Source organism: Ferviditalea candida, assembly GCF_035282765.1.
Lineage (GTDB): Bacteria > Bacillota > Bacilli > Paenibacillales > KCTC-25726 > Ferviditalea > Ferviditalea candida.
Genome location: NZ_JAYJLD010000024.1, coordinates 15,157 through 36,881, shown reverse-complemented (window position 1 = coordinate 36,881; position 21,725 = coordinate 15,157). Strand labels below are relative to the sequence as shown.

22 protein-coding genes, 2 pseudogenes and 1 riboswitch are annotated in these 21,725 nt (G+C 50.2%); of the genes and pseudogenes, 7 read left to right on the top strand and 17 right to left on the bottom strand.

The window, feature by feature from the left end:
- Positions 1 to 120 precede the first annotated feature (120 nt).
- Both VF724_RS14865 and VF724_RS14860 read right to left on the bottom strand, forming a co-directional pair.
- Positions 121 to 390 (bottom strand): annotated as a pseudogene (locus VF724_RS14865) (cupin domain-containing protein); the annotation flags it as partial.
- 254 nt (positions 391 to 644) lie between these two features.
- Positions 645 to 782: a hypothetical protein gene (locus tag VF724_RS14860; RefSeq protein ID WP_371755036.1), complete on the bottom strand. Its 138-nt coding sequence runs from the start codon at positions 780 to 782 to the stop codon at positions 645 to 647.
- A gap of 393 nt (positions 783 to 1,175) precedes the next feature.
- On the opposite strand from VF724_RS14860, the gene VF724_RS14855 reads away from it, so the two are divergent.
- Positions 1,176 to 2,363: a CaiB/BaiF CoA transferase family protein gene (locus VF724_RS14855; protein ID WP_371755035.1), complete on the top strand. Its 1,188-nt coding sequence runs from the start codon at positions 1,176 to 1,178 to the stop codon at positions 2,361 to 2,363.
- 30 nt (positions 2,364 to 2,393) lie between these two features.
- The gene (locus VF724_RS14850) at positions 2,394 to 3,587 is read left to right on the top strand and encodes an acyl-CoA dehydrogenase family protein (RefSeq protein WP_371755057.1); all 1,194 of its coding nucleotides are present in this window, start codon (positions 2,394 to 2,396) and stop codon (positions 3,585 to 3,587) included.
- 150 nt (positions 3,588 to 3,737) lie between these two features.
- Here VF724_RS14850 and VF724_RS14845 read toward each other — a convergent pair whose 3' ends face one another.
- From VF724_RS14845 to VF724_RS14810, 8 genes and pseudogenes are all read right to left on the bottom strand, one after another.
- Complete coding sequence (locus VF724_RS14845) at positions 3,738 to 4,298, bottom strand: hypothetical protein (RefSeq protein ID WP_371755034.1); 561 nt, start codon at positions 4,296 to 4,298, stop codon at positions 3,738 to 3,740.
- Positions 4,299 to 4,337: 39 nt separating this feature from the next.
- On the bottom strand, positions 4,338 to 5,531 hold the full coding sequence (locus VF724_RS14840) for an NAD(P)/FAD-dependent oxidoreductase (RefSeq protein ID WP_371755033.1): 1,194 nt from the start codon (positions 5,529 to 5,531) through the stop codon (positions 4,338 to 4,340).
- A 200-nt stretch (positions 5,532 to 5,731) separates the two neighbouring features.
- On the bottom strand, positions 5,732 to 6,913 hold the full coding sequence (locus VF724_RS14835) for a benzoate/H(+) symporter BenE family transporter (protein ID WP_371755032.1): 1,182 nt from the start codon (positions 6,911 to 6,913) through the stop codon (positions 5,732 to 5,734).
- Between the two features lie 44 nt (positions 6,914 to 6,957).
- On the bottom strand, positions 6,958 to 7,860 hold the full coding sequence (locus VF724_RS14830; protein ID WP_371755031.1) for a DMT family transporter: 903 nt from the start codon (positions 7,858 to 7,860) through the stop codon (positions 6,958 to 6,960).
- Positions 7,861 to 8,062: 202 nt separating this feature from the next.
- Positions 8,063 to 8,374: pseudogene (locus VF724_RS14825) on the bottom strand (beta/alpha barrel domain-containing protein); the annotation flags it as partial.
- A gap of 88 nt (positions 8,375 to 8,462) precedes the next feature.
- Entirely contained in the window at positions 8,463 to 9,770 is a 1,308-nt protein-coding gene (locus VF724_RS14820; protein ID WP_371755030.1) for a stalk domain-containing protein, read from the bottom strand.
- Between the two features lie 168 nt (positions 9,771 to 9,938).
- Positions 9,939 to 10,418 carry a YheC/YheD family protein gene (locus VF724_RS14815; protein WP_371755056.1) on the bottom strand — a complete coding sequence of 160 codons (480 nt, stop codon included), beginning with the start codon at positions 10,416 to 10,418 and terminating at the stop codon, positions 9,939 to 9,941.
- Positions 10,384 to 10,614, bottom strand: a complete 231-nt coding sequence (locus VF724_RS14810) for an NUDIX hydrolase (RefSeq protein ID WP_371755029.1) — start codon at positions 10,612 to 10,614, stop codon at positions 10,384 to 10,386. Before VF724_RS14810 ends, VF724_RS14815 begins: the two co-directional genes overlap by 35 nt.
- Positions 10,615 to 10,824: 210 nt before the next feature.
- Between VF724_RS14810 and VF724_RS14805 the strand changes: the two genes are divergently transcribed.
- On the top strand, positions 10,825 to 11,073 hold the full coding sequence (locus tag VF724_RS14805; protein ID WP_371755028.1) for a hypothetical protein: 249 nt from the start codon (positions 10,825 to 10,827) through the stop codon (positions 11,071 to 11,073).
- A 364-nt stretch (positions 11,074 to 11,437) separates the two neighbouring features.
- Here VF724_RS14805 and VF724_RS14800 read toward each other — a convergent pair whose 3' ends face one another.
- From VF724_RS14800 to VF724_RS14775, 6 genes are all read right to left on the bottom strand, one after another.
- A complete protein-coding gene (locus VF724_RS14800) occupies positions 11,438 to 12,085 on the bottom strand; it encodes an amino acid ABC transporter permease (RefSeq protein ID WP_371755027.1) in 648 nt (215 codons plus the stop codon).
- A 23-nt stretch (positions 12,086 to 12,108) separates the two neighbouring features.
- Positions 12,109 to 12,765, bottom strand: coding sequence for an amino acid ABC transporter permease (locus VF724_RS14795; RefSeq protein ID WP_371755026.1), 657 nt, complete (start codon positions 12,763 to 12,765; stop codon positions 12,109 to 12,111).
- A 74-nt stretch (positions 12,766 to 12,839) separates the two neighbouring features.
- The gene (locus tag VF724_RS14790; RefSeq protein ID WP_371755025.1) at positions 12,840 to 13,721 is read right to left on the bottom strand and encodes a glutamate ABC transporter substrate-binding protein; all 882 of its coding nucleotides are present in this window, start codon (positions 13,719 to 13,721) and stop codon (positions 12,840 to 12,842) included.
- Between the two features lie 38 nt (positions 13,722 to 13,759).
- Positions 13,760 to 14,488 carry an amino acid ABC transporter ATP-binding protein gene (locus VF724_RS14785; protein ID WP_371755024.1) on the bottom strand — a complete coding sequence of 243 codons (729 nt, stop codon included), beginning with the start codon at positions 14,486 to 14,488 and terminating at the stop codon, positions 13,760 to 13,762.
- A 379-nt stretch (positions 14,489 to 14,867) separates the two neighbouring features.
- Positions 14,868 to 15,761, bottom strand: coding sequence for a response regulator (locus VF724_RS14780; RefSeq protein WP_371755023.1), 894 nt, complete (start codon positions 15,759 to 15,761; stop codon positions 14,868 to 14,870).
- A 2-nt stretch (positions 15,762 to 15,763) separates the two neighbouring features.
- The gene (locus tag VF724_RS14775; RefSeq protein WP_371755022.1) at positions 15,764 to 17,050 is read right to left on the bottom strand and encodes an ATP-binding protein; all 1,287 of its coding nucleotides are present in this window, start codon (positions 17,048 to 17,050) and stop codon (positions 15,764 to 15,766) included.
- A 547-nt stretch (positions 17,051 to 17,597) separates the two neighbouring features.
- Positions 17,598 to 17,780: riboswitch (cobalamin riboswitch) on the top strand.
- Between the two features lie 147 nt (positions 17,781 to 17,927).
- Between VF724_RS14775 and VF724_RS14770 the strand changes: the two genes are divergently transcribed.
- Genes VF724_RS14770 through VF724_RS14755 form a run of 4 tightly spaced genes read left to right on the top strand, consistent with a single transcriptional unit; the run spans position 17,928 to position 20,654 of the window.
- Positions 17,928 to 18,707 carry an energy-coupling factor ABC transporter permease gene (locus VF724_RS14770; RefSeq protein ID WP_371755021.1) on the top strand — a complete coding sequence of 260 codons (780 nt, stop codon included), beginning with the start codon at positions 17,928 to 17,930 and terminating at the stop codon, positions 18,705 to 18,707.
- 2 nt (positions 18,708 to 18,709) lie between these two features.
- Entirely contained in the window at positions 18,710 to 18,994 is a 285-nt protein-coding gene (locus VF724_RS14765; RefSeq protein ID WP_371755020.1) for an energy-coupling factor ABC transporter substrate-binding protein, read from the top strand.
- Positions 18,991 to 19,791: a cobalt ECF transporter T component CbiQ gene (gene cbiQ / locus VF724_RS14760; RefSeq protein WP_371755019.1), complete on the top strand. Its 801-nt coding sequence runs from the start codon at positions 18,991 to 18,993 to the stop codon at positions 19,789 to 19,791. The genes VF724_RS14765 and cbiQ overlap by 4 nt, the downstream gene beginning before the upstream one ends.
- Complete coding sequence (locus VF724_RS14755) at positions 19,791 to 20,654, top strand: energy-coupling factor ABC transporter ATP-binding protein (RefSeq protein ID WP_371755018.1); 864 nt, start codon at positions 19,791 to 19,793, stop codon at positions 20,652 to 20,654. Before cbiQ ends, VF724_RS14755 begins: the two co-directional genes overlap by 1 nt.
- Here VF724_RS14755 and VF724_RS14750 read toward each other — a convergent pair.
- Entirely contained in the window at positions 20,629 to 21,300 is a 672-nt protein-coding gene (locus VF724_RS14750; RefSeq protein WP_371755017.1) for a DUF421 domain-containing protein, read from the bottom strand. The two genes, VF724_RS14755 and VF724_RS14750, sit on opposite strands and share 26 nt — an antisense overlap.
- Between the last annotated feature and the right edge of the window lie 425 nt (positions 21,301 to 21,725).

The window sequence follows — 21,725 nt, the reverse complement described above, 5'->3', positions numbered from 1 at the left end:
GATTTCGTGCAAAGCTTTCCTCGCGCTGAACCCCGAACTTTTCCATAATCGGAATATCGCTTACCGAGAACAGGAAAGAATCCTCAAGAGCGGCGTGCTCATGCCAAGCCCAGTTCGGCATCCCCAAGGCTGACGATAGGTCAATCCGGGATTTTGCAAATAAATCGCTCTTCGTTCCCCGCCGCGTTCAGACGTGAAAATTTCGCGGGCATCCATCAGCTTGGCATGGAGGGTCTCCCGCTTCCACAAATAAGGCACAGCTTGGGGGGCGGGTTCCCTGTGCATGAGATCAGGAATCGCACTCCACAAAGGGCCCAAGTGGTATTTGGCAATCTCCTCGTTAAAGTCCCGCACTTCTTTGCTTTTCATGAAGTCATGAGCTTCGGCCATCTTCCAGCACCTCGTTTCTAAGATTGGCTTCCCTGGAACAAAATGTAAGCGATATGTTTTATATAAATAGTGAATTTAGTTCTCTATATATACATTTTATGAAGGGATAGCAGTAAAAGTCAATACAATTTTTTTTTGCGGGAAAACCGAGTGGTTTTTGCATAACATATAAAAAAACCTCCGGCGGGGCCGACTCAATAATGAGCGACCGCTTAAGAGGCAGTGAAAGTCAGAAACTTATCTATTCTATTGAATTATTTCAATTCTGCCGCAAGCACATGATCGATCTCCCGTACCTCTTGCACCAACTTGCCTGTCTCGACATCCAATCTGCAGGAAAGCTCCATGACAGTTGTCGCAAATTCACCGTTTACCTGTATGGAGACATTCATAATATTAAAGCATCCGATTGAGCCAGGATGGATTCCGCTCTTTCTTGGTGAACGGGCTTATGGATCAAGTTGATCAGGGTCTCTATACCGACCATGGAAACCCCTCCCCTCAGTAAGACTGTACATCCTGCATAAGTAATATTATATAACATTAAGATGTCATTTTACTTCATTCTATTAATTAAACGCATAAACTTCCGGCTAAGTCCCATTCAGGTATTGACATTAATTAACAGACACTGCTATCATTAAATTTAATAAAGCCCTATATTGACTGTGTAGATTTGTCCGATCTCCTTAGCCGGAAGACGAACGCAGATCAACAGCCGGTCAAATGAGAATTCCGTTCTTCTCGTTTGGTTGGCTTATTTTATTTTCAAAGGGGATGATGAAATGGCGGGCGCGTTGGATGGTATTCGTGTTCTCGAATTATCAAGAGTCCTTTCCGGGCCCTTTTGCTCCATGATTTTAGGCGATCTCGGGGCGGAAGTCATCAAGGTGGAGGGCACTCAAACCAAGGATGATACGAGATTCTGGGGGCCGCCTTTCAAGAATAATGAAAGCGCTTATTACTTGTGCACGAACCGGAATAAACGGGCAATTAGCGTCAATTTAAAAAGCCCCTGCGGCAAGGAAGTCATCGAGAAGCTCATTGTGCAATCGGATATCGTGATCGAAAATTTCAAAACCGGCACGTTGGAGAGATTCGGATTGGGTTATGAAGCCATGAAGCGGCTTAATCCCCGGATTATCCTCGCTTCGATCACCGGCTTCGGGTCGAACGGACCATACAAGGATCTCCCGGGCTATGATTACATTATCCAGGCTATGGGCGGCTTGATGAGCATTACGGGAGATGAACGCTCCGGACCTCTGAAGGTTGGCGTAGCCATTGTCGACATAATGACCGGCTTGTACACGGCCATCGGCATTTTGGCCGCATTGCAGGAAAGAAATCAATCCGGCGAAGGCCAACACCTGGACATGGCCTTATTCGATTCAGCCGTTTCCTCACTTATCAATACGGCCAGCAATTATTTGATGACCGGGGAAATTCCCCAACGTTTGGGAAACCAGCATCCCAACATCGTCCCGTACCAGGTATTCACTGCCCAGGATCGTGATATGGTCGTCGCTGTCGGGAACGACAGGCAGTTCGTCCGGTTTGCCGAAGCGATCGGCATGCCGGAGCTGTCCAATAATGAAAAATTCCGAACGAATGCGGACCGCCTCCATAACAAAAACGAGTTGGTGCGCATCATTTCCGAACGCCTAAAGCAAAAGACCGCTGAGGAATGGAGCCGCATCCTCCGGATCGCCGACGTTCCAAACGGTCCGATCAACGACATGAAAAGCCTCTTTGACGATCCGCAAACAGCGGCGAGAGAGATGCTGTTCGAAATGGAGCACCCGACGGCGGGAAGCATTCGCATGGCGGGCAGTCCGTTGAAATTATCCAAAACCCCCGTATCGATGAGAAGGCATCCCCCCTTGTACAGCGAACATACACGGGAGGTATTGTCCGAGTTGGGGTATGCCGAGGAAGAAATCGAAGCCATGCGAAGCAACGGGGATATCTAAACTAATAAATCAATGGGAGGCATTGCAATGATGAATTTTCATCTGACCGAGGAACAAGAAATGGTGCAAAAGATGGTAAGAAGCTTTGTCGACAAGGAGATCATGCCCTATATCAAAGAGTGGGACGAAAAACAGCATTTCGAGACCGGCATCCTGGACCGGCTCGCCGAGCTTGATTTGATGGGCGTGTGCATTCCGGAACGCTATGGCGGCAGCGGCATGGATTACAATACCCTAGCCATTGTTTGCGAGGAGCTGGAACGGGGGGATACGGCTTTTCGCACGGCCGTTTCCGTGCATACCGGATTAAACAGCATGACGCTGCTACAGTGGGGAACGGAAGAACAAAAGCAAAAGTTTCTGGTGCCCCAGGCTAAAGGAGAAAAGATCGGCGCTTTCGGGCTGACGGAACCGGATGCGGGCTCCGATGTGGCCGCCATGAAATCCACCGCGAGAAAAGACGGCGTCGATTACATCCTGAACGGGCAAAAAACTTGGATTTCGCTTTGCGATGTGGCCGATCACTTTCTGGTTTTTGCCTATACCGATCCGGAGAAAAAGCATAAGGGCATCTCCGCATTTATCGTGGAAAGGACCATGCCCGGAGTGCAAACGAGAGCGATCAAAGGAAAGCTGGGCATTCGCGCCGGCAATACCGGAGAGATGTTTCTGGAGGATGTGAGAGTTCCCAAGGAAAACCTTCTCGGCGAGGAAGGCGAAGGCTTCAAAATCGCCATGTCTGCGCTGGACAGCGGACGCTTCACCGTGGCTGCGGGCGCTTGCGGCACCACGATGGCCTCTCTTGAAGCGAGCCTGCGCTACTGTCATGAAAGAAAAACCTTTGGCAAGGAAATCGGCAAGCATCAGCTCGTACAGCAAATGATCGCCAAGATGGTGCTCGGACTGGAAACCTCCAGATTGCTCGTATATAAGGCAGGCAGCCTAAAAAACGAAGGCAAGCGGAGCACGAAGGAAACCTCGCTGGCCAAATGGTATGCCACTGACGTTGCCTTTCAATCGGCCAACGATGCGGTGCAAATTCACGGCGCCTACGGCTTTTCCAACGAATATCCGGTGGAAAGGTATCTGCGCAATGCCAAAGCGCCTGTGATTTATGAGGGAACCAGTCAAATTCACACCATCATGCAGGCCGAATACGCGCTTGGATACCGGCAGGACAAACCGCTGCGAAGCATGCTGCCCTCCTGGCCGTTCGAGGAATAAGCGGAGCTTGCGCTTGCTCATTTGACTTGCGGTGCAGCAAGCTTTCAAAACTGCAAAAGTACAGTTTTTTTCAATATCTAAGGAGTCCTTTGAAGATTGAGGGCTCGCAATGAAATAACTTCCGCTAATTTCATCGCGAGCCCTAAGTAATTAGGCTTTCCGATTATTTTCGTTAAGAACCTGAATAAAAGCTTGAGCGTAACGCAGAATATTTTGTACGGACGGTTCCCTCATCCATTTCAACACGGTAAATATAGAGATTTGCTGCTGTTGATTGCTTACCGCCCGTGCTTGCACATCCCGCAATAAGGAGTATCCTTTTTGCACTTGATCCGTAATGACCCGGGCATTGTCTTTAAGTCCCTCTGTAAGATCGTTTACGGATTGCTTATCATTCATGACCGCTTCGACAAACCCGACGCTTTGCTCCAACAAATTCGCCATTCTCACAAGAAACGGCAATTTATCAAGCAGCGCAACCAGGTTTTTCAGCGTATCTTCATTCACGTTCAGTGCGCTTGTCAGGCGATCCCACTGTTCACCGACCAATGGGTCCTGAGAGGCTTCGCGGAGAAAATCCACACCATTTTCAACAGCAGTCATGGCTTCTTTAATTTTCGGCAATTTCCCGATCAGCTCTGTCAGCGATTCCTGAATTTCCGGCTCAGACAGCTTATCCAGCCATTCGAATTCCCTCGTTGCGGTATTCACTGTTATTTCGACTCCCTTCCTTTTGAAATTCAAAGCCGCTTACATTAAGCCTTTCAGCATGCCATCCCAATAGATGACCGGCAAAAAGTCCTTTTTCAGAACATACATGCTGTATCTTTCTTTAGATTGATCAAACGGAAATGATTCCTGCGGATTTTTCGCGTAATCAAATTCTGCGAGTACAAGGCGGCCGTAACCTGTCACCAGCGGACAGGAGGTATATCCGTCATATTCGGCGGTTAACGGATTGCCCTTCATGTCGGAAAGCAGATTTTGCACCAAAACCGGGGCTTGCTTGCGAATGGCGGCGCCTGTTTTGGACGTCGGAAGGTTCGAGGCATCGCCGATTGCAAAAATATTGCTGTAGCGCTTATGCTGCAGTGTTTTGGCATCGACATCCACCCATCCGGCTTGATCGGCGATCGGACTATTTTTGATGAAATCAAGCGGTCCCATAGGTGGCGTTACGTGAATCATCTCATAATTGACGGTCTCAGTATCATTGGTGCCCATGATTTTGAAAACGGCTTCTTTTTTGTCCGGACGAATTTCAATAAGATCCCGTTGATAATGGGTTTGAATTTTTTTGCGTTTAATGACCTCATTCAGAGTTTTCGCATACTTATCCACCGCAAAAATATTGCCGGCAGCAGAGTAGAAATGTACCTCGGATTTCCCGCGAACGCCCGATCTGCTGAAATGATCGTCGGCCAAATACATGATTTTTTGCGGAGCCCCGCCGCATTTAATCGGAGTGCTCGGCTGAGTGAAGATGGCATTGCCGCCTTTAAAATTGCGCAGCGCCTCCCAGGTTTTATCGGTATAATCATACGAATAATTGCTTACAACCCCGTCATGGCCAATCGCTTCTTTAAGGCCTTTGACGCCATCCCAATTGACTTGGATGCCTGCAGCCACCACTAAATAATCGTAAGAAATCTCGCTGCCGGCTGCGGTTTTTACTACATTGTTTTCCGGATCAAACTGGGTGACGGATTCCTGAATCCATTCCACGCCTTCCGGTATTAAAGATTCCGTGTCTCTTTCAGTCTGTTCCTTTTTGGCCACTCCCGCTCCGACCAGCGTCCAAAGCGGCTGATAGTAGTGTTTTTGCGCAGGATCAATAATGGCAATTTCATTTTTAAGCGCTTTCGACTCTCTCACCAAGCGTGCGGCTACGCTGATTCCAGCAGTACCTGCTCCGACAATGACGACCTTGTAATGATTGGACATTGTTGTTCCTCCTTTATTAAAAATACCCTACTAGGTATTTTAAGATAGGGAATACTTTGTGTCAATTTGAATTATAAGAAAAAATTAACGATGTTTCAGTGATAATTCTCACTGCATCCCGCAAAGCAAGATGACCCTTCAGCAGACCTCTTGATCTGTTGCAGGATCATTTATTAAGTCGCGGGAAACCAGCTGCGGAATTAAATCTTCAGTCCATCCCGCTCAAACAACCGGGAAACGCCCAGACCGAACAGAAGTCCCCAAAAAGCCGAGCCGATATGAAAGATCGCGACATTGGAAACGGTCACCATGAAAGTTGTCAAAGCGCCCAAACTGAGACGGGAAGAAAAAGCCTCCACCATCGAGCTGCGCAATACCTGAATCAGCGCCAAGCCGCCCAGCATGCCGATAAAAGCGGCGGGCAGAGCGGAGGTTAAAGCGACGACAACCGGTGAGAAAACACCGAACAGGAAGGACAAAAGGCCGAACAGAATGCCTCCAGCGTAACGGGTTTCTTTCGTGCCGCTGTTGTTGAGGATCGCATTGACCGGTCCGGTGACGCATGCCGGCACGGAGCCGAAGAGCCCGAAGAATACGAACCCGACCCCGCATACGGTCGTCGAGGCATTCACCGGAGGCTCATAGCCGTTCATCTTCAATACCGCGAACCCCTGCGCATTCTGAATGCCGATGACGGTAATGGTCAACGGAATGACCAGCTCCAGCATCGCTTGCCAGGAAAATACGGGCAGGTACAGGTTCGGATGAACGAACGGGCTGGCGGGCAGCTGCCGGAGATGAAAGTTTCCCGTGATCAAGGACATCACGAATCCGGCGACCAACGCCCCGAAAACCGGGGGGATCAATGCGGCCCACCGCGGAAACATAGACAGCAAAATATAGGCGCCCAGGACGGCGAGGGAATTCCAGAACGCCTCCTGGAACGCATAAATAATTTTCAATCCGTAGGGCAAAAACAGGCCGCCGATCATCCCCATCACGATCGGAAAGGGCAGTTTGTCCATCAGCACCTTCATCCAGCCCGTCAAGCCCAGCACCGTTATCAAAACTCCGGAGGCGATGTAAGCCCCGACAACCTCCCGGAATCGGAGATGATCCAGCGAATACAAGAGTAGCATGGCTCCAGGTATGGTCCAGGCAAAGGTAATCGGCATTTTATACAGATAACTGAATAGAACGGAGATCACTCCGCCCAAGGCATAACCGGCAAAAATCCATGAGGAGATATCCGATCCGTTAAGCCCGCCTTGTGTCCCGACGCTCAGCATAATCGCCAGCGGCCCTGTCGTCGTAAACATGAATGCGGTCAAAGCGTTGATCATATTATGTTTATTCAGCACACGAATGGTTTCTTGTATCATGAGATCCCTCTTTTCCCGAAAAAGGCGCTTCATCAATGTCCGTTTCAAATAGACTGATTATTGATCCCTCTGAAATTTGAGCGCTTCATATTGGAAACGGCAACTCCAATGAGGATCAAAAAACCGCCGGCGATTTGCGCGAGGTGAATCGGGTCGCCCAATACCAAGAAGCCTACAAGAACCGCAATAAACGGCGGTATATTCATGAACATGGAGCTCGTGGACGGCCCAACGACGGCAATGCCTTGATTCCACCAAAAGCCCGCCAACCCTTGACCGATGACAGCCACAGTGATCAGCAGCAGCCAAGTCAATGCGTGATGACTTGCATGAAACTGCCCGCGGGAGGCCTCCCACGCAGCTGTGGGCATCATCAGCATCGTCCCGATCAGGGTCGAATAAATGGTGACCTCATACGAGGACATGGCAACCGTCAGCTTACGAACAAATAACAAACCGATCGACATTCCCAGCATCGAAAGAAATAAATACACATCGCCCTTGGAAATGCCGAATGCCGCCCCGCCGTAAAGCACAATCCCCCCTACCCCAAAAAAGGCAACCAGAGCACCCGCAACTCTCATCCAGGTGAGCGCTTCTTTAAGAAAAAGACGGGAAAGCAAGGTCGTGGCAATCGGCGATAAAGCGATGATGAGCGCGGCATTGCCCGCCGTTGAATATTGCAAGCCGGTAAAATAAAAAAATTGATTGAACAGCGTACCGAAGACGCCGGCATACAGCAGAAGCATCCACTCCCGTTTGGTGGGGCGTTTCAAATTTCTGTGGACTGCGGCCACGGACAACAAGAAAAGAGACATCACGACCAATCGCACAAACGATAAAAAAATCGGGGAAAAGTCGCGCAGCATATAAGCGCTGGCCACATAGTTAAAACCCCAGAGCAAAGATACGCCAAACAGCTTCAATAGCACGGATCGTTCCTGCAAGTTATATGCTCTCCTCCGGTCCCAAGATGACAATGCAAGTATAATTTTTGGATAATGAATTAGTCAATACGCAAAAAAGAGACCTGACACGCGGCCTCTCTTCCGATGGTATTTATAAGCCAGAAATAATCATATTCATCGTGATCCGTGAATTTCATTTCTCCTTGATTGAAAGCCGCTTTTATCAGCATCAGCTGCTACGAATGCGGTCCAAGCTTACCCCTCCGGTCGGCATGAGCGGCGCCTGCGGCAGCGGACCTTTTATCGCTTTGATAAACGAAGGTCCAAAGGCCTCGCCCGGGAATACTTTCACGATATCGGCCCCTGCTTCCATTGCCAATACCACCTCTTGAATCGTCATAGCCCCCGGCATAACCGGAATTTGGTATCGATTGCACAGTTTGACGGTGTCAAAATTCAGGAATGGACTGACTACATATTGAACCCCTGCCAGAATGGCAATTCGGGCGGTTTCCGGATCGAGCACCGTGCCGGCGCCGACGGCCATTTCCTCCGGTTGGTAAGTCTTGCTTAGCGCTTATCATTGACTGAGTGGATTTGTTAAAGATCGACTACCATGTTGCGGCAAAAAAGCTACTCTTTCACGATTCCGACAACCACTTCTGCATTCGCTCGGCGAACTTCCGCTCACCCGCTGCCGAAAGATAAAGCCAGTCGACAAAATCAGCCTGCTGCCACCCCGCTACCAGCCTGTTGAAATCCGCAAAGCGGACATTTGACATGCCGTCGAACACCGTCTTCATCTGGTTCACATACGCTTCGAGACCTGCCGGGGTTAGATCCGTATACTTGTAGATTTCCGCCGTTTGGTAGGGCGGCACATACAGAGCAAACGACTGATCCGGCCGGTTGGCAATGAAATCACGCAGTTCCGTCAACCTCCGATTCAGTTCGTCATCCATCGTTTTCTTCGGCGAAAATAACGATTTCCCCCGCCCAATACTGGCCGCGATTCTTTCCTTCGATTGCGAGGAGTAGTCCGCATAAGGCGGAGTCATCGTTTCATCGTCCCGGCTCATATCTTTTCGAAGATAAGCGAGAGCGGCCGAATAATCCGGGATCGTACCCTTCAGCAGCTCGCTCAGCCCCGTAAAATCCTGCGAAGCCCCCCAGAATGTTTGCAGTTCGACCACAACCGTCGGCTGCCTAATGTCCCGCAAAGCATACTTCAGGAAAGGCACCATGTGGCTGGAGGTAAATCCGGGCACTCCCAGATTGTAACTGTTATGCCCCGTCCGCTGCCCGAACAGATAAGGCAAGGTTTGCGTTCTCCCCAGGTACGATCCCCATGTCGTTGAATCTCCGAAAAATACGAACGAGTCCCGCGTCTGGTTCTGACGTACATAGGAAAGAAAATAAGGCGCATGCTGCATCATCCGCTGGTAAGGCAGCGTCAGTCGATACCCGGCAAATACTTCCGGAGAAGCCGATCCCCAATCACGCTCCGCTCCTCGGATCATAACGGTGCGCGACTTGACGTCGTATTCCACCGTGGCCCCGAGCGATTCACTGATGAACCGCAGCGGAATAAGCACGCTCCCGTTCACGAGCCTTCCCGGAACAGAAGAGAAAGCATACGTTCCGCCATTGATGATCGCCTCGGTACGTCCGATCGTATAGATGATTTCCCTTTGATTCTTCACAGCCGTTACCGTTTTCGTCCGGTTGTCCCATTTGGCGATGCTTGCGCCATGAGCCTCGAAAATTTCGCGCATCGGCGCCAAGGTTGTGCCTTTTTCGAGAATAGGCGCAACTCTAAACTGCAATTTGATGCCGTCAAGCTGAACCGCTATCCCGGATGCGACAGTCGGCTGCGGGGTCGCTGCCCATATGGTTCCCGGCATGATCGTCAAGACAACGAGCAGCAGAACTGAACATGTGTACCGCATCTTTGCCATTCCTTTCACCGAAAAATCGATTTTTCATTAGACGCGCATACGGGATGCTTTGTTTCGTCGAAATAATATTGCAAACCGTCAGGGGTTTCAAATATCGATTCCCCGCAAAAGAATAAAGCACCTGAGCGGGTGCTTCGGATGCTGATCCGCATGTCGTTTTTAACCTCTGGAATACGATTGGATCCGCCTGTACATGGTTTTATCTCTCAAACGATAAAATAACGAGATCATCGGTGCAAAGTTCGTCTCAATAATCCAAACCCGGCCGTTTACATCCACCCCCATATCCAGTCCGACCGTATTTAAATATCCATAATACTTGCGAATGGCCGTGGCTAACTGTTCAACCCGCCCTTTGCTCCTCGCCGTATTCGTAATAATGTACCCCGGTCCGGCAATTTTGGCCAGCTTGCCTGTGACGACCCATACAGACGAGTTTCTTTTTCTCTGAACCATGACCCGTACATCAAACGGCCTGCCGCCCACTTTGGCTAAATGGATTTTTTGCTGAACGATATAGGCCCTTCCTCTTGTCTTGCTATGAACATAAGAGTACGCTTCATTCCTTCCATCGATCGTGCTCTTGAGTGTGCCGGCATGCACTTCATATTTGCCGTTCCCCTTTGAAGCGACTTGAATGACCCCTGCTCCCCCCGAATCCGTTCGAGGGTTTGAGGATCACCATCTTATATTTGTCTAATAGCGACCAAAAAACGATAGGAAGCTTGCCGCCGGGGAATTCACACAGCCCTTCTTGGGATTTGCCCTTTTTCCTTCTGGCGATCAGGATTTGCCCTTGCCCGTTCTCGATGATGGCTGCAGCCACTTCGATCATTATGGTCACTTCCTGTCAATTTTTACTTATATATAAATTCTCCAGTTCCGCGAGGCCGTAACCGCGTCTGGACCTTTTTTAGTTTAGAGACGTCTCAACTAAATCGCGAATCTGAGGACATACTTAAAGTTCCTGTTCCCCTTCACCCACACTTTCACTCATGAACGAACATAACATATAACATGTCCTTACATGAGGGGGGTGAATCAAATGGATGCCGCTGCCAATCGCAAAATATGCCAACAATATCTCGATAAACTGGTTGAGATCACAACCGTTCATGGCGTTTATCGCGGAAAAATTGTAAAGGTTGATCATCATCACGTTTATCTCCAACCCCTTCAAACGAACGATAATCATAAAGCGACCATCTCATTTTTCCCGTTTGTTATCCCCCTCGTTTTGTTTGATCTGCTTGTCATTGCCTTATTGGCTGTTCCCTTCCCATTTTTCTGGTGACTGGACTGCCCGACTTTATGTATAGGGAATCAAGACATTTCGAGCCTCTTTACAGCAAAAAGCCGACCCGAGAGGTCGGCCTAGGCTGTCGAGAAACCCCATAATCATGGGAATGAAGATCCATAGGGTTGGGGGGTATCTTCTGTAGAAACTTGGCGTTCGCCTTTGAAACCGGGAAAATACCGCAATTTCTAATCCCATTTCCTGGTTTCAAGAGCGACGGAAGAAGATACCCCCCACCCGACAAAAAGACTTCATTTCATTTTTAGGGTTTCTCATCACGCAAAAAGCCGACCCGAGAGGTCGGCCTTTTGCATGACGGCGGATTGGACTCGCTAAGGTATCGCAATGAAATAAGCGAGCCCTAGCTCTTCAGTTCCATCCGTTTTGTAAGCTGGGACAATGAAAAATTCACGGTAAAGTACAGCACGGCCACCAGCAAAAACATCGGCATCGTATAATTTACGTTCTGACTCTTCACTACGCTCATGTTGTGAAAGAGCTCCGGCAGGGCAACGATAACCGCCAGCGATGTATCCTTCAGCAGGGCGATAAACTGGCTGATCATAGGCGGCACCATCCGGCGAAGCGCCTGAGGCAGCACGATGTGCCACAGCGTTTGCAGATACGTGAGTCCCGAGGCGCGCCCCGCTTCCGTCTGCCCCTTGTCGATCGAATTCAGTCCGCTGCGCACGATCTCGGAGATCATCGCCGACTCGAATACCGTCAGTGCCACCACCGTAGACACAAACACATTCATTTTGAGCCCCACTTCCGGAAGGGCAAAATGGGCGAAGAAAATAATAAGCAGCAGCGGCAAATTCCGGATCGATTCCACCCAAAGACCCACGGCGTGCGAGATCCCCGGCACCCTGGAGTAGCGGATGGAAGCAAGAATGCTCCCAAGCACGAAGCTCAACGTGATTGCGTACAGCGAAACCTCCAGCGTAACAAACAGCCCTTGCAGAATATATTTAATATTTGGCCATGCATATGCTCCGGCAAAATCCATACCGGCTCACCTCCGTTCGGCAGTTATTTGGAATGGGACAGTCGGCGCTCCAATACCTTCAAGCCGATACTGATCGGTATGGTGAGCACGAGGTAAAACATCCCGACAAACAGGTACGGGCTGAACGTGACAAACGTGTCGCTCGCAATAATATCCGCGTAATACATCAGGTCAAAGCCTGCCACGACACCGAGAATCGCCGAGTTCTTGACAATGTTCAAAAATTGGTTGCCGATCGGCGGGATCACGATGCGGATCGCCTGCGGCAGTATGATGTGCCACATGGCCTGCATATACGTCATGCCTGAAGATCTCGCAGCTTCCGACTGTCCCTTCGAAACCGACATAATGCCGGCCCGCACCGCCTCCGCAATGAATGCGGCCGTATACACCGTCAATCCGAGTGTGCCCGATGTAAATCCGTCTACAGCCGTTAAGCCGAACACCGGCGGGAGCAGGTAGAAGCCGTAGACCACCAGCAGCAAGGGAATGTTGCGGATAACTTCCACGTAAACAAAGCCTATGGCCTTAAGCACGCGAAGCGACGAAATCCGGAAGACTGCAATGACCGTCCCCAGCACAAAGCTGCCTGCCATCGCCAGCAGGCTCGCTGCGACGACATGGCCCAACCCCTTCATATACAAGTCGAAATACTTCGTCAAAATTGAAACATCGACCACGGGCAACCTCCTCTCCGTGAAGTAAACGGGATGGGCGGACAATCGCGCCGCCCATCCCGGAACCCTCGCTCAGCTTACTTGCTTGGCTTTACGCCCATCCATTGTTCATACAGCTTGTCATATTCGCCGCTTTCCTGCATGGATTTGATCACATCGTTGATCAATTGCTGCAGCTCAGTGTCGCCCTTCTTCACCGCAATGCCGTAAGGCTCATCCGTGAAGTTGCCGCCGACTACCTCAAAGTTCGGATCCTGCTTTGCCATACCGTAGAGGATGGCATTGTCCGTTGTCAGCACATCGCCCTGGCCTGCTTTCAGCGCGGCGAATGCGTCCTGGTAGTTGTCGAACTCCAGCACCGTCGCTTCCGGAGCTTTCTCACGAATGTTCTTCACCGATGTAGAGCCTTTGGCGCCCAGAACCTTCGTGCCTTTTTTAATGTCGGTGACCGACTTGATTGGGCTGCCCTTCTTCACCAACAAAGATTGGCCCGCCTTGAAGTACACATCGGAGAAATCGACCTGCTGCTTGCGCTCATCGGTAATTGTCATCGTCGCAATAATCGCGTCGATATCGCCGTTTTGCAGCATCGGAATCCGCGTCTTCGATGTGACTTCCTTAAGCTCAAGCTTTGTCTCGTCGCCAAAAATCTTTTTCGCGATCGCCTTTGCCATATCGACGTCGAAGCCTTCTACTTGGCCGCTGGTCGGGTTCTTGAATCCGAAGAGAAACGTGTCATACTTCACGCCCGCGACAAACTTGCCGCGCTTCTTGATTTCCTCGAGCGACCCTGCTTGAGGAGCTGCGGTCTCGGTTTTCGGCGCTTCCGCCTTGGGCGCTTCAGTATTGCCCGCCGCGTTCGAATTCGAAGAGCCTCCCCCCTGGCCGCAAGCGGACAGCATCATTGCAGCAAGCGCAAGGATCACACCCATGCCGGTCAATCGTTTGAACATTTTCATTGCAAGTATACCCCCTGTTTTTTAATCATTTTATGGTTTTAGTGATTTAAAACCCTGCTGAGAAATACCCGTGCGCGTTCCTCACGGGGACTGGCGAAAAATTCGGCCGGAGTGGATTCCTCCACGATCCTGCCCTGATCCATAAAAATGACGCGGTCGGCTACTTCCTTGGCGAAACCCATCTCGTGCGTGACGACGACCATCGTCATGCCTTCCCTCGCCAACGTCTTCATGACGTCCAGCACCTCGCCGACCATCTCCGGATCCAGGGCCGAGGTTGGCTCATCGAACAGCATGATCTTCGGTTTCATCGCCAACCCGCGGGCAATCGCCACACGCTGCTGCTGCCCGCCGGAAAGCTGTGAAGGATAAGCGTCGGCCTTCTCGGCTATTCCCACCTTTTCCAGATAGAACAACGCCGTCTCCCTTGCGGTCTTCGAATCGACGCCAAGCACCTTGATCGGAGCAAGCGTGATGTTGTCGATGACTTTCTTGTGCGGGTACAGGTTGAAGTGCTGGAACACCATCCCGAAATCGCGGCGCAGCTTGTTGATATCGGTCTTCTTGTCGTTCACGGCGATGCCGTTCACCGTCAATTCGCCGCTGGTGATCGTCTCCAGACGATTGATGCAGCGCAGCAGCGTGCTCTTGCCCGAACCGGAAGGACCGATGATCACCACTACTTCACCCTGCTTGACATCCAGATTGATGTCCTTCAACACATGGAACTGGCCATAGTGCTTGTTCACTTGGCGAAACTGAATCAACGGACTCCCCTCCTTTCGTCAAAGCTCGTCTTGCAAACGCTTTTACCTCAATATGATATTCACATCATAGCGACAGACCTACGCAATCCGATAGAATCCTACACCGCCCATGATGATAAAACAAAAAAAGAAGGGCCTGCGCCCTACAGAGTGTCGAGAAACCCTAAGAATGAAATGAAGTCTTTTGGTCCGATGGGGGGTATCTTCTTCCGTCGCTCTTGAAACCAGGAAAACAGGGATTAGAAATTGCGGTATTTTCCCGGTTTCAAAGGCGAAGGCCAGGTCTCTACAGAAGATACCCTCCAGCCCTATGGATCTTCATTCCCATGATGATGGGATTTCTCGACAGCTAATCGGCATGCGCCCTTCCAAGCCCTTCTCAGCCTTTCAATTTGCTTGACAGCTCCCAATAGAACACCTGCAGAAACTTTTTGATGCTCACCTTCGCCTTGCTTAAGGAAACCTCTCCGTCTATTTCCTTCATACGGAGCCGCACATCCTGAAAATCGAAGAACATCGGCGCATAGTACTCGAACTTGGGATTGCTGTAATCGGTCAAGCCCAAAGAGGCCAGGTGAGTCAAGGCCGCCAGCACCGTCCGCCGAATCCGCTGCTCGATCGCCTTGCTTTCCTTGGCGATTTCCTTGTCGCCTAGCTTGGATTTGGCCGCAATCGCTTCATAAAGCTCCTGCAGAGAGGGCAGCTCCGGTTCCCCCCTCTCGACAAGGCGCTCCATAATCGCCACAATATCCCTGCTCCCGTTTTCCCCGGTTATACCCATGTCCATCATCAGGTGATATGCGACATCCCGCACGGTCCGCTCTTTGGCAGCCGGTTTGGCCGACGCTTCATCCTGCTCGAGGAACGCCAGAGATTTGCGGATTTCGAGGAGTGAACGGTCCAGCTTCAGCTGCCCGTTGACTTTCTCCAGCACCGCTTGGATTTCCAGCTTATTGATCGGCTTGTGAATGAAAAACTCGATGCCCATCTGATACGCTTGACCGACCATCTCTTTGTCGACGACCTGCGAGATCATCACGAATTTGCCTTGGAAACCGCGGGCCCGGAGCTGGGAAATCGACTCAATTCCGTCCTGATCGGCCATAAGCAGGTCGATCAGCACGACATCCGGTTTGGAGCGCAGAGCTTCGGCCACCCCTTCCGTGCCGCTGCCGGCCGCCCCGATCACCTCCCCCAGCCCGCTGTCTTCCACAATGGACTGCAGCATCCGCCTGCTTACGGCATCATCGTCAATTATGAAGAAGGTCAGCATCGTCATTCCTCCAATCTTATCACTTCCGTCGGCAAGCGAACCTCAAACGCGCTCCCCTTTCCCCTCGGTCCTGCTTCAACTTTAATGGTTCCGCCAAAATCGTTGACGATATCCCGCACGTTAGAGAGGCCAATACCCGTTGAAGCCACCCCGAGCTCATCAAACTTGGTCGTAAATCCCGGTTCAAAAATCATCTCCCGCACCTCCCGCGGTATTCCGTGTCCCGAATCCGTCACCTGAAAAACCGTTTCGTCGTAGACCCGAAAAACGCGGACCGTCACAACGCCCTTGCCTTCAATCGCTTCCACCGCATTCACCAGCAAATTATTAAGCAGCGTGAGCAAGGGGATCTCGTGCACCGTAGGAAAATCAGCTTCCATATCCCGACGGAACACAACCTCCTTGCCAAGCATCTCTCCATACTTTTCATTCGCGCGGATCGCATGCTCGACAATTTCCGCAACACGCAAATCCACGCCGATTTCCTTGTCGAACAGCTTCATCAGACCGGCCAGAATCCGCTGAGAGTCTTTTTTGACCTCATGAATTTCCTGTGCGATTCGAAGCGCTTGATTGCCCTCTTCCTTCAAATCGGAGGCTTTCAGCGTTTGATACAGCTTATAGCTGTTGGCCATAATGTCTTCCGTGGCTTCAATCGACTTTTTCAAATGAAAGGCTTCCCCATACAGGCCTGCGCCAATCGTCAGCATCTGCTCCATTCTTTTTCTCTGCTCAGCGTGCACCAACCGAAGCTCACGGAGGATAAGCGTGCTGTACAAGCCGATCACGAAAAAGCTTCGCACGACTGCAAGCGCCAACAAAAATATCCACTCGCTTGTCATGAATGCCGTCGGGTATGCCAGAAGCTTGCGAATCAGCAACTCCGTTGAATTGGAGATGAAGTCGATCGACGTGACCAACAAACCGACCCGCAGCGGATAGAAATTCTCAAGCCTATGCTTGATCAAGCTCATGAGAACGCCATACACAATATAGAAGAACGAAGCCGGAAAATGCCTCAGGATGCTGGCTTCAATCGGGACGCCAGTCCTGAACATCTGTTCCTCCAGCACGCGAAACAGCAGCACGACAAGCCCCGTCAATATTCCGATGCGTACGTAGGACAAGCTCTTGGAAAGCAGCAGCAGAAACAAAAACGTGATGCTCCCCAATGCAATCCGGAAGCCTGCCTCGTTGAACGGGGTGACTTTCAGCTCCCCCATCGCCGCCGTGGCCAATGCAATGACGAACATTTGCCATGCGGGATTTTTCCACAGCATGCGCAGCATTGCGCACCCGCCTCGCTTTCAGTCGGCTCACTTGGAATCCTTAGCGGATTATGTTCTATAGTACCATAGTTTTATGAACCAATCACGATAATCCCTATCGTACCAACAAACCTATTTTTTCCGACAATCCGAATAGTACGGAAAATAACGCAACGAGCATCGGTTGGATGGCAAGGATCGACTGATCGGATAATGCATGACCATGACGCAAAAATTAATGGTAATCGCGGTCAACATGGTGATCACCGGCTGAAGGGTCTTGATGATTACGCTTCTTGTGGCTCCCAGATCATGAATTGCAGCACAAAAAGATAGAAAGATTTGGATCAATAAACTTAATCCCAGCATAAAACCGCCAATGCCTAGAACAGGAAACAAACCATGATCGGGAAGGTTGGAGGTTGTCTGGGCTTTCCGATCGGAAGGTTTCGAATGTTCCCGGATTTTTTCTGCCGTTCAAAAAGTTGAATGGGTTCTATTCAAAGGAACTTCACCTTATGATATACTCGAAGTAATCTTAATAAAAGTAAAGATGCAAGATATAACTGAATACCAGAGTCCGTAAGGTGCCCTTGCGTATGCAAGGGGTAACAGGGAATCGGGTGCAAATCCCGAGCGGTCCCGCCACTGTATCCGGGAAGCTACTCTCAAAATGTCACTCGACAATCGGGGAAGACGAGAGGCGCGATGAACCGGGAGCCAGGAGACCTACCTATCGGATGCACACCCAAATACCTTCGCGGAAAGAAGAGGTGTACTCCCTATGAAACGACAATCATCAGGGATTGTATCGTCTATTGATACGTACCCTTGACCAATCCTGTTGGATTGGTCTTTTTTGATTGGAATATCACATAAACAGGAGGAACGACAAATCATGAATATAAGAAAAAACGTCTATCGAAGTTTTTCAATTCGTACTCTATTGCTCATTTCCGGCTTTACGCTGTATTTCGTGTTGAACGAGCCCCAGACTGCCCATGCCATGCATATCATGGAAGGGTTTCTGCCTTTGGGCTGGGCGATCTTCTGGTGGGCGGTTTTTGTTCCCTTCTTTGCATCCGGGCTTCGCAGCTTGCGAACCATCACGAAAGAAGCGCCGGAACTAAAAATCATGCTCGGCTTGGCCGCCGCATTTACCTTCGTGCTATCAGCGCTAAAGATTCCGTCCGTAACCGGCAGCAGTTCGCATCCGACCGGAACCGGGCTCGGCGCAGTCATGTTCGGCCCCTTGCCGATGAGCGTGCTCGGTTCCATCGTCCTGCTGTTCCAGGCTTTGCTGCTGGCCCACGGCGGGTTGACCACGCTCGGCGCAAACGCTTTCTCGATGGCCATTGCCGGTCCTATCGTCGGTTATTCCGTCTACAGATGGCTGGCGAAAACAACCGGCAAGCAAAAGCTGGCGATTTTTACGGCTGCAGCGCTTGCGGACCTGTCCACTTATGTCGTTACTTCGTTCCAACTGGCTCTTGCCTTCCCTGCGGAGCATGGCGGAGTTATGGCTTCATTCGTTAAATTTGGCAGCATATTTGCCATTACCCAAATTCCGCTGGCAATCAGCGAAGGGCTGCTGACCATACTGATCTGGAATTGGATGCAGGCGTACAGCCCCGAAGAACTGTCTGTCCTGCAGCGCAGAATGAAAGGAGTCGAATGACTATGCGTACACGTACGAAAAATCTGCTGCTGCTGGCCGGCGTTGTCATACTCGCCGCATTCCCCCTGCTTCTTGTAAATGGAGATTTCGGCGGGGCGGACGATGCCGCAGCGAAAGCCATTGACACACTCGATCCGTCGTACAAACGTTGGTTTTTGCCGTTGGTACAGCCTCCTGCCGAAACCGAAAGCATGCTGTTCGCCTTGCAGGCCGCAATCGGCGCGGGGTTCATCGGCTATGCGATCGGCTGGTTTAAAGGCAGACGTTCCAGGAGGGAAAACCCTTGATCCGGCAGATCGATTCGTTCTCTTACACAAACAAGCTGCGCCCCGTTTCTCCTTTATGGAAAAGCGGGTTCGCAGCCGTTTTGTTCTTGCTTTCTTACGTTTCTCCCCCCTTGGTTCAGACCGCGATATTTGGGTGGATTTCCGTTTGGATTGTTGTTTATGCCAAAATTTCTTTTAAATTTTACCTAGGGTTGCTCGGTATGTCTTGTTTGTTTTATATCGCAAGCCTTCCGGCTCTGCTCGCGGAAATTCAAGCGACTCCGAGCGCCGCAGATTCTCCCGGAGGGACGATTCTGCTTGCCGCTGCGCATTGGATCGTCTATGTGAGGCCGTCCGGCGCGGCTTTCGCGGGAATGTTGGGGTTGCGGATTATCGCTGCATCGTCTTGTCTCTTGTTTTTGATTTTGACTACACCGTTTTCCCAACTGTTGCAAATTTTGAACAAATTGCGTGTACCCACTCTTGTGCTGCAATTGATGCTAATCATGTACCGTTTTCTGTTCCTGCTCTCGGATACGGCGACGAACATGTATACGGCGCAGCGAGCACGCGGCGGACATCATGGTTTCCGCAACAAGCTTGCAGACACAGCTGTTATGGTTTCCCGACTGTTCGTTAAAACGATGCTGCAGTACAAAAACCTATCCTACGGACTTGCTTCCAGGGGGTTTATCGACGAGATCAGGACGGCTCCTTACGAAGCCGCTCCCATCCCGCGGCGTTACTACTGGGAAAGCCTCATCGGGGTAGTGCTATTGGCAGGTTTAAGCATATGGCTGTATGGGAGGAAATTGTGATGAAACCACTATTGGAAGCGATTGGTGTCAACTTTACGTATCCCGGCGCAACCGCTCCGGCACTCCAAGATCTTCACCTGCGAATACCGCAAGGAAAAAAGACCGCCATCTGCGGCCATAACGGATCGGGAAAATCAACCTTTTTTCTCCATGCGATCGGCATTCATCGCCCAGCCTCCGGTCAACTGATCTGGAAAGGAGCCGACATATCTTATCAACCTAAGCACCTGAAAAGACTGCGCCGGGAGATCGGGCTTGTTTTTCAAGACCCTGAGCACCAGTTGATCCTGAATACGCCGCGCGAGGACATTTCATACGGGTTGCGCAACGCCGGAATGTCTGACCCGGAAATTATCCGCCGCACGGAACGGATGATTGCCTCAATGGGGCTGGAGCATCTGACCGAGACACCCATTCATCAATTGAGCCTCGGGCAAAAGAAGAGAGTCGCGCTCGCCGGCGTGTTGGCGCTGGAGCCTGAACTTCTCATACTGGACGAGCCCACCGCCTATTTGGACCGCTCTTCAGAGAAACAACTAGTGTGGGAGTTGGACCGCATTCATCGCCAAGGCGTGACGGTTGTGATGGCTACACATGATATGAATCTCGCCTATGCGTGGGCAGATTGGATACTCGTCATGGATCGGGGGCAGTGCGTGATGGAGGGCTCGCCGCAAGCAGTGTTTCAGGATGACTCGCTCCTTCGCACCCTAGGAATGGAACTCCCCCTGCTGTTGGAGGTTTGGCTGGCGCTGCCGGCAATGATGCAACGACGGGCATCCGCTCCCCGCAGTATCGATGAGTTTCGATCGATCATGTCCAGTTTCGCTCCGTCAGTCAATTTTCATAACCGGTATCAATGATTAATGAATGATCGTTATCTCTGACAGCAGCATAAAAAATCTTTTTGACATTGGGATATCCCGCTGATTCAAGCTGCTTCATCAGCCAGTTCTCGTCTTTATCAATGATTTTAAGGTTGTTATGCTGAATTTTGCCTTCAACCACCACTGAAATGGGCAAACCCTTATTGTCCACATCCAGCTTAAGGTGCCTTGGAGTGAGCGAAACAACGTCTTTTTTGGGAATAATACTGATTTCACTGTTCGGTTCCAAAATCGCGTACTCGATATCTTGGATATTCGGGTATCCACCGGTACGGAAAGTGGCCAACAATTCAATAAGCGAGAAATGACTGCGTTCCAAATTGGACTTTATGATTTTTCCATTTTTAACGAGAATGGTGGGTTGTCCAATCAGTAACTTATTCAACCAACGGAGAAGAGCCAGTTTCGACAAAATGAAGTGCAGCGTCGTTACCATCAGAATACCGATCAGGGTTTGGCCCAATTTGTCGCTGAGAATCGGATTGACGGCTAAAGTTGCCAGGAAAATAATCGCTGTCAGATCATGGGGGGTCAATTGAGCAAGAGCGGATTTTCCCAAGAATCGGATGACAATAATGGTTATGGTGAATAATAAAATAATTTTCCCTATGTAAATAAGCACTTAACCACCTCGTTTATGCTGTCAATGGGTACGGCATTTAGCCGCAACTGCGTAAGCCGTTATTAAGGTTGCCAATCAAATTTTGATTTTATTCAATCAATGAAACCACCGGAATTTTCCGGTGGCCAATAATTATCCTGTCACATCCCTTACCGTAGTCTTAATTGCATTTTTTTCAAGTTCCGTAAACTGTACGCAAAGTAATATACCGGTCCATTAATTTTTTTTGAAACTTTTCCAATTCAACACTTCGCTCCATGTCAATGTGTCCAGTCAAGCAATATGATCTTTTTTGACCGTTTCATTAAATTGCCCATTTTCCTCCTTATAAAAATTTGTAAGACATCTGTCACATCAACAGTGTATGGGGATTTACCCAGCATGCACACGGCGAATGCCCAAATCAATAAAAACTTATGGTAATA